The sequence below is a fragment of the Bacillus thuringiensis genome, from assembly GCF_001595725.1.
GTDB lineage: Bacteria > Bacillota > Bacilli > Bacillales > Bacillaceae_G > Bacillus_A > Bacillus_A thuringiensis_K.
Genome location: NZ_CP014290.1, coordinates 1 through 7,486 on the forward strand (window position 1 = coordinate 1; position 7,486 = coordinate 7,486).

The following is a 7,486-nucleotide window of genomic DNA, read 5'->3' on the forward strand; positions in this document are numbered from 1 at the left end:
GGAACTTTTTTTGGCTCGTTTGCTTTCATCGCCAAGCGATATACTCAAAAGTGGGATTTATTTATATCGGCTTGAGCTATCCATTATACGAGCCAAAAACGCTTGATCTAACGCTTTATAACAGATTCTTTATTTATTTTTAGATACGCAATATGTGGGGGCTCCCCACACCCCGGCCAACCTCTACCTCAAAAGTAGGGAGAAAGAACTTAGTTTAAAAACCTCAGAGAGGCTCTGTATCCATGAAGTTTTCGCTTTTCTATCCAAGTGCGTAAGCAAATGGATAGAAGTATGTTTTTTGGATAGATCGTGTATGCTTCGTATACGGATCTGTTAAAACAAAAAGGGTTTGCCAACGGCAAACCCTTTTTGTCCTTTTCTAAGAAGCGGAAGCTGAATGAGAAAAGGACAGATTCCTGGTGCGAAGCATCCAGGAATCTGAGATCCCGCAGGGCAAAATACGCCTGAAGACCATTCACTCGGCTTGCCGAGCTTGTTTTTGGTTCAAGCGCAGCGAGAAGCAAAAATGAATGCGTCTGACCGCAGGCATGGAAAAGCGTCAGCTTTTATCATGCCAAGGCAGGCGTATTTTGCCCTGCTTGAATCTTACAGGACGAAGGACGGTAAGATGATTCGTCAGATGCTCTTGATCTTCCCGGTTTAAAGCCGTTAAGGCCCGGGCTCCCCGGAGGGGAGAATATGTACTTGATTCTATGTGATACCACATAGAATCAAGTACATTATACAATATATTAATGTAGATATGAGAGATTTTGTAATAGGAATACAAGGGAGAATAACTAGAGAAGGGTTGATCACTGAGTCCGGAACGTTTATGCCGCGAAAGTCACTTGACCATGAGGGGCACCCTCATGCAAACTCACCAGAGGTGGCCCCAGAAGGGCGGTTTTTGCCCGCTGGGGTTATCTTTGGGAGTTTGAGGGTGTAGAGGCTCATGGTCAAGTGAACCGTGGAATAAAAAGTGTAGGACGGGACCCCAGAAAAGGGTAAAAACCAATGGAGTTATGGGAAATGAAAAGCAAAGATCTAGTAAAGGAAACGAACTGTTTTTTATGATGAATACTTATTCATGGTTGGTTAACATAACGTCCTATTATCGGTAGCAAATCTTTTCATAGAATCCTTGTGTTTATAAGGTTTCTTTTCTTTCTGTCTATATATACCTTATACATGATTTTATACATCGTTGATATAGCGGGGATACTAGGGATCCCCGCTCTTCTTTTTTGCATAAAATCTTGTATAAAAACAGTTTAGTTATAGCGTTCTACACTGAAAAATAAAAACTTTTCTTTCAATTTTAAAAGGAAGGTGTTACCTTTTTAAATAAGGAAAACACTATATAGCAACTGAAGAACAGCTTAGAACAAAGGGAGGACAAAATATGGCTCAAACTTATTGGGGATCTGAGGTAGCGAAGAACTTAGGGATTGGCTCAAGTACTTTACGTAAATATTGCCTTGCCCTTGAGGAAGCTGGGTATCCTTTCGAGCGCGGCAATAATAATTCTAGAATTTTTTATCATAAAGATGTAGCAACTATAGAACGGTTAGTAACGGCTATGAACAAGAAAAACGTAACACTAGAACAGGCTATAAATCTAGCAATGGTAAGTGTTGAAGAAAATGAGATAGCAACTGTTGTTACAGATGGTGTAGCAGATACAGAACATATAAAAGTATTAACGGAACGTATAGGACGATTAGAACAACTTAATTTAGAGTTAATTCAAAGATTAGATCAACAAAGTAAATCCTTACAGGAAATGGATGACAAGAGAATAATAAGAGAAGAACAAAGAGATATTCAATTAATGCAAGTATTGAGAGAAATACAAGATAGTAAGCGCCTAATAGCAGCTTCAGAACAGAAGAAATCACTTTGGAGTCGTCTATTTGGCAAATAAATTAAAATTTAATAATAGAAAAAAAGCTCACTCATTATATAAAAATAGATAAGGGATGAGCTTTTTTCGGGCTACGGATAAGTGGGATTATATAAGGTTTATATTCAAAAAACTTTGTATTTTAAAAGCCATTTATAAATGGCTTTTTTATTTCTCCTTATTTTTGATCTATTCATTCAGCCTTTAATGCTTTATATTTTTATGTCTTTAGCGAATGTAAACTTTTGAATATTAGTTTACATTCATTTCCCCTCAAACATTGACTTCTCACCAATTCTCCTGATATCCTCGATTTGCACAATATAAGTATACATTCAAAATACTATAATTAGAGAGGTCATAAACCCATGAATAAAAAAATACATCTCATTGATGTCCAACCCATCCGTAGTAAAGAACAAATTCAAGATATGAATTTGGTAGAGTGGTCCTAGCACTAAGCAACAAAAGCCATCCTATCGAATAGAAAAAAACAGCATTGATATATGGATTGATTCAGTCGTATACTCGAAAAATTTACAGTTTTCGTTGATATTTCTGTCCTATAATAAACGCCCTTTTTGTAAGTCTACTCTCTTGCTAACTTATTTCGATAAATCTCGACTAAAGCCCAAAGAGTTTCTGACATGTATCGCAATCGTATCTCTGTGTCTACTAACTCTTGTTTAAAAAAACCAAAGGAACCATCTGGTTGTTGCTGATCAAGAAGAAAATTTTGTCCAATATCTAACCATTGGTCTTCGATTTTTAGGCGGATGGCACATCGTAAGATACCAGCAACGGTTAAAACGTCACGATCACGTGCATAAGACAGCGTTAAGCCCTCTAGGATACGTGACCAATCCCGAATAATCGATGGTTCTACATAAAGAGTTTCCGGATTACAAAAGTTAATGGTGTGAATAAAAGTACGAAATTCTGGTAGACTCATGAGAATCATCTTATAGGGAGGCGGCAGTTCTACTTTTTGATGGATAATATAATTAATATTATGTTCTACGTCTTTGATTTGATTGCTCAAAATCATTGATAGAGCATATAGAGATATTTCTTTTTCGGATACTGGCGTAACTTGATCCAACCAGCCTTTTGCTCGATTAATCGCTGACAAAATTTTCGCGATGTACACTCTTTTCACCTCCTACACGCGTAAGAGCCGTAATACAGTACATAATTCCAACAATTGTTGAATGATAATGGTGATTGAACAGTTCCTGATTATTGTATGCATGACTAAGTTGTGCAATCTTCTTGTTCTTTGGAACAGAACCATCTTCTTTCCAAACATTTTGAAATATCTTAGAACATTCCAAATAAATAATAGAATCAGTCTGATCCAAAGAAATAAGGTTAATCAGCAATTCTCCAACAAGATCCCAATTGCCGATTCGTACATAATGCAAAAGTAACGATTCAAGTAATTTGACTATACGACGTATTTCCTTATTAGGTAAGAGAAGTGGTCGGTTTCCAAAATTAGTTAAATGAAACAATATATGAGTTATATAGTATACATGCACATCATTTAGATAAATTGGATTTACTTCCTTAGCTAAAATGCTTGACTGATACACAGAATACCAATCTGGTTCCTGGGTCAAATATTTCGATCTCCAAAAAACAAGATCACGTTCTAAAATTCGAAAAGGATACTCTTCACAAGCATACAAATAACCATTACACTTTAAAAACTCTAATGTTTCTTCATAATAAGGATTTTGATATTCTGTAGCACGCAGCATGAGATAACTTACCAAACAAGGGTAAGAATCGATTGGATTTTTACGAGGCATCTGAGCATAAAGGGGATTTTCAAATTGAATACAAATAAATGAAAAAATTAAATCTATATTATTTTGTAGATTTGTAATATTGCATTTTTTTATGTACGAGTAAACCAAAGACAATTCAGTTAACAGTTTGATCCCTTGTTGTGTAAGTTGTTGGTTCTGAATTGGGCAAAAAAAATCAATATGTCTATTAATCCATTGAAGACTATCTTCTGCAAGTTTGTTTAACTTATTGTACTCAAACAAATCCCTATTTTGCATGGAACTCCCACTTTCTTGATGATTTAGTAATAAGATAGACCATGTTTGCATTCTTATATTTCCCTTGAGTATTTATCTTTATACATATTTTTCCTATAAAATGTAAACTTCCGATTCTCGTCCAATTTCTCATCTCTCCTGGAAAAGATATTGGATGGGCAATTAGGTTAGCAGAGTATGACTGTATAAGGACTACTTCCTAAAGGCTACGGTCATCACTTCACGCTTTTTAGGTATGTTCCCTGTGATAGTAATAGCAGTGGTGTATTGCCATCGACAACGGATATTGTCACATGTTTCTACATTTTTACATGAGAAAAAGACCAATCCCGGATCGAGCAGGAGATTGATCTTTTTCGCTTTCTTAAAAGTCTACCTTTTTGGTAGTGCAAATGGTGTTACCAGCACATTAGTAAGCAAAAACTATGATTTTCTGGAACATCTCTAACTGATAGCCCCATATCTACGGCCTCACAGAGAGTTAACTCTGGATTGAGTACACCTTTTTGCTGCAAAATCTGAAATGCCTCTTTTTGAGACTTACCTTGTAAGTCATGAATAAGACCCTGATCCTTCATCTTTTCACCCCCATCATGTTTGCATTTTATATTGTCCTTGAATATTTGTTTCTATACATAATTCCCCATTAATACCCTATATTTTATAAACTTTTATTATTAAATTTCTTTATTTTCTTTATATTATTCTTATATAAGGATTTTTATTAAACAGTGAGATTGAATTGAAAATCAGAGCCGCGGTAATTTTTAACAACCTTAAAATAGTTAATGTGGAATTAATCGTTCTCTAAATCAAACGTATTATTTTAGCGAAATAGTTTAATCTATATTTGAGTGCTTTGATGGCGAAATGTTCGAAGCACTGTTTAATTTATAACATATGATCCATCTGTTGGATTTAAAGTGAAGCATGAGTGATACTAATCACTCGAATTAACAAGCTTAAAAAGGAGTAATTATTTATGAAATTAAAGAAAAGAAATTTAGAAATAAAAGGAAGTGTATCTTTCGAGAATTTCCCTGAATTTCCATGGTTCCCCGAAAGATGTGATCGAACCATTAATAGAAGTATCCAACTAGATCCGAATGACCAATATAAGACAATTTTAACCATGGCAGTTAAATGTGGTGATGATTGTTTTACAGAACTAGATATCCAGGCAAAAGTAATAAAAGAAACCGGTGATATTGTAGTAAATGTTTATACAAAATTTTACGATGTAGAAATAAACGGAACAAAAGAAGTAAAAGATTCCAATTCAACTCAAGACTTTTTAATTCGAAGGGGTAAATCAACAACTCTGACTCATGATTTACGTAAACCTGAAGTTATGAATTTTTCTCAAGTGTGGGATACAAGTGTAGTTACCCTAAATTTCACAAATTTTCTTGTTGAAGATTAAGCTTATCTCTATGACAATTTCGTTTTATAGCTCCCATACATATATAAACCTCCTGTATTTATATATATGGGAAAAGAGTACTGTTATAGATGGAAGAACAAACAGTTTAACGACATGCCAAACTCTGCCAAAATAAATTGATAATTGGCCCATATTAATAAAGACAAATTCCCTGATATCTACTTTTTGAATATTATTTATAAAAAACTAGGAGATGGTTTTTTATAATGCAACCTTATGAATTTAATCCAATAACTAATTATTCTTATATACCCGAAAGAGATGATTGTTTAAAAGAATGTTTACAAAAAGAAACCGGTTTGGATCCGCAAGCAATAACGGAAATTATAGCGTGTTTAGGTCGTTGCGGACTTGATTTTTGGTGTTTAGCTGGTTGTATAGGATTATCTTTAGCAAGACGTATTTGGAGAGCTGTTGTGAAATGTTGGGGAGAATGCTCATATTATAAATATTCAATAGATCAGATACCTGGTGCTTGTATATATATAACTAGAGATGGAAATCGTCATTGTCAAAATGTTCGTAGTCAAATATATTGTGAACAAATTAAAGAATCTCCAGATGTTATATGGGCAGAATTTTATCCATTAAGACAATGTCCTTCATCTTAAAAAGGCTTATTCTTTATCTATTTTTAGATAAAGAATAAGCCTTTTTTCCATTATTAAATTTTAATTTATTTACTAAATAGACGACCCTAAAGTGATTTCTTTTGTTTTGAAACTGTTCTTCTCTTATTATTTTTTGAACATCAGTTTCCTATAAAAATTTATTTTATTGATCCAACCTTTGAATTTTTCCATTGTTTTTTCTCTGTCCGCTTGGCGAGAAAGTTACCGTAGGTTTGACAGTTTTGTTTTATAGTCATAGCTGATACTTTTATTTTCTTGGCTACTTCTTCAGCTGATAACCAGTTTTTTGTTGCATTGTTCAGATCACCATCCTTCTAACCATCTATTTGTTTTTGTAAATATAAAAAGTTAGACAAGATACAACAAAAAAAGCCATTCATGCTATAATTGAGTTGACTAGACAAAATTATAGTGAAGGGGCTTTTTTGTATTTTATAACAGATTATTAGAGTATCAGACTCTTAGAAAATATTCTATATACATAATACCAAAATAAAAGTCTCTTCGCTAGTTGTAAAAACTAGAAGTGGAGAGTTAATTATGAAAAAAATAGTGGATTTTTCAGAAGTTGAGAAAAATGCAAGGTTAAGAGATATTGATAATTCGAAGATTTTAACGGAAGAAGAAATGGAAATGGCTAATGATCTTCAAGCAAAAGCAAATGCAAGAGGTATGAAGTTAGTCCCAGAACGTAAAATTAAGAGTAAGGTAAGATTTGCGCAATTAATTCAAGATAATATATGGTATATAGAAGAAAATTCTTATCTAGATAATAAAGAAATTGTATTTCTTTGGAAGATAAGTAGTAAAGTTGGTTTTTTGAGTAATTGTATTGTTGATAGTATACATAAGAAAAGCCCTGTACCTTTAACACAGACTGATATTGCTAGAGTTTTAAAAAGAACTAAAAATAATGTGAATCCAATTATTAAATCTTTAGTTGATAAAGGGATTTTAGCAGTTTCTGAGGTAGGTGTTGATGGTAATAACGCGAGAGCAAATGCATATTTTGTTAATCCTAACATTATGTTTGCAGGAGATAAAGATGATGTTAATCAAACTTTAAGGGCAATGTTTAGTAGAGTACCAAAGGAATTAAAAAAGTTACCTATAAAATTATTTTGAAGATACTAATATTTTTAGTATCTTTTTTTATTAAATACGTGTAATTTTGGAGTTCTTAAAATCAAGAACTAAAGTTCTTAAAATTAAGAACAGCCAAAAATGCTTTGAAGTATTGATATTACTGGTTTTTTTATACTTTTATAGGTGTGTTCTATCTCACTCTCTATATAAGGCTAAAAGTTCCGCAAGGAACAGGTAGTATTTTTAAGCAAACTACGCTTAAAAATCTCCACCTTTGCTAGAAAAAAGTCGCCTCGTTAATCCTCGGCTAAAGTCGAAGACTTTTCTTTTTTCTAGCATCCTTGCG

Annotated in this window: 7 protein-coding genes and 1 pseudogene; 5 read left to right on the forward strand and 3 right to left on the reverse strand. The window is 33.4% G+C overall.

Going from position 1 to position 7,486, the window contains the following annotated elements:
* Positions 1–1,405 precede the first annotated feature (1,405 nt).
* Both AXW78_RS31355 and AXW78_RS34190 read left to right on the forward strand, forming a co-directional pair.
* Positions 1,406–1,927 carry a DUF3967 domain-containing protein gene (locus tag AXW78_RS31355; protein WP_061885397.1) on the forward strand — a complete coding sequence of 174 codons (522 nt, stop codon included), beginning with the start codon at positions 1,406–1,408 and terminating at the stop codon, positions 1,925–1,927.
* A 347-nt stretch (positions 1,928–2,274) separates the two neighbouring features.
* Positions 2,275–2,340 (forward strand): annotated as a pseudogene (locus tag AXW78_RS34190) (tyrosine-type recombinase/integrase); the annotation flags it as partial.
* A gap of 155 nt (positions 2,341–2,495) precedes the next feature.
* Here AXW78_RS34190 and AXW78_RS31360 read toward each other — a convergent pair.
* From AXW78_RS31360 to AXW78_RS31370, 3 genes are all read right to left on the reverse strand, one after another.
* Positions 2,496–3,056, reverse strand: coding sequence for a hypothetical protein (locus tag AXW78_RS31360; RefSeq protein ID WP_061885398.1), 561 nt, complete (start codon positions 3,054–3,056; stop codon positions 2,496–2,498).
* Positions 3,025–4,029, reverse strand: coding sequence for a DUF6895 family protein (locus AXW78_RS31365; protein WP_142386039.1), 1,005 nt, complete (start codon positions 4,027–4,029; stop codon positions 3,025–3,027). The genes AXW78_RS31360 and AXW78_RS31365 overlap by 32 nt, the downstream gene beginning before the upstream one ends.
* A 347-nt stretch (positions 4,030–4,376) precedes the next feature.
* Entirely contained in the window at positions 4,377–4,556 is a 180-nt protein-coding gene (locus AXW78_RS31370) for a hypothetical protein (RefSeq protein WP_061885400.1), read from the reverse strand.
* 404 nt (positions 4,557–4,960) lie between these two features.
* Between AXW78_RS31370 and AXW78_RS31375 the strand changes: the two genes are divergently transcribed.
* The 3 genes from AXW78_RS31375 (at position 4,961) to AXW78_RS31385 (ending at position 7,179) form a co-directional block, all read left to right on the forward strand.
* Complete coding sequence (locus AXW78_RS31375; RefSeq protein ID WP_061885401.1) at positions 4,961–5,401, forward strand: hypothetical protein; 441 nt, start codon at positions 4,961–4,963, stop codon at positions 5,399–5,401.
* Between the two features lie 227 nt (positions 5,402–5,628).
* The gene (locus AXW78_RS31380) at positions 5,629–6,033 is read left to right on the forward strand and encodes a hypothetical protein (RefSeq protein WP_061885402.1); all 405 of its coding nucleotides are present in this window, start codon (positions 5,629–5,631) and stop codon (positions 6,031–6,033) included.
* A 561-nt stretch (positions 6,034–6,594) separates the two neighbouring features.
* Positions 6,595–7,179, forward strand: a complete 585-nt coding sequence (locus AXW78_RS31385; protein ID WP_061885403.1) for a helix-turn-helix domain-containing protein — start codon at positions 6,595–6,597, stop codon at positions 7,177–7,179.
* Positions 7,180–7,486: the final 307 nt, after the last annotated feature.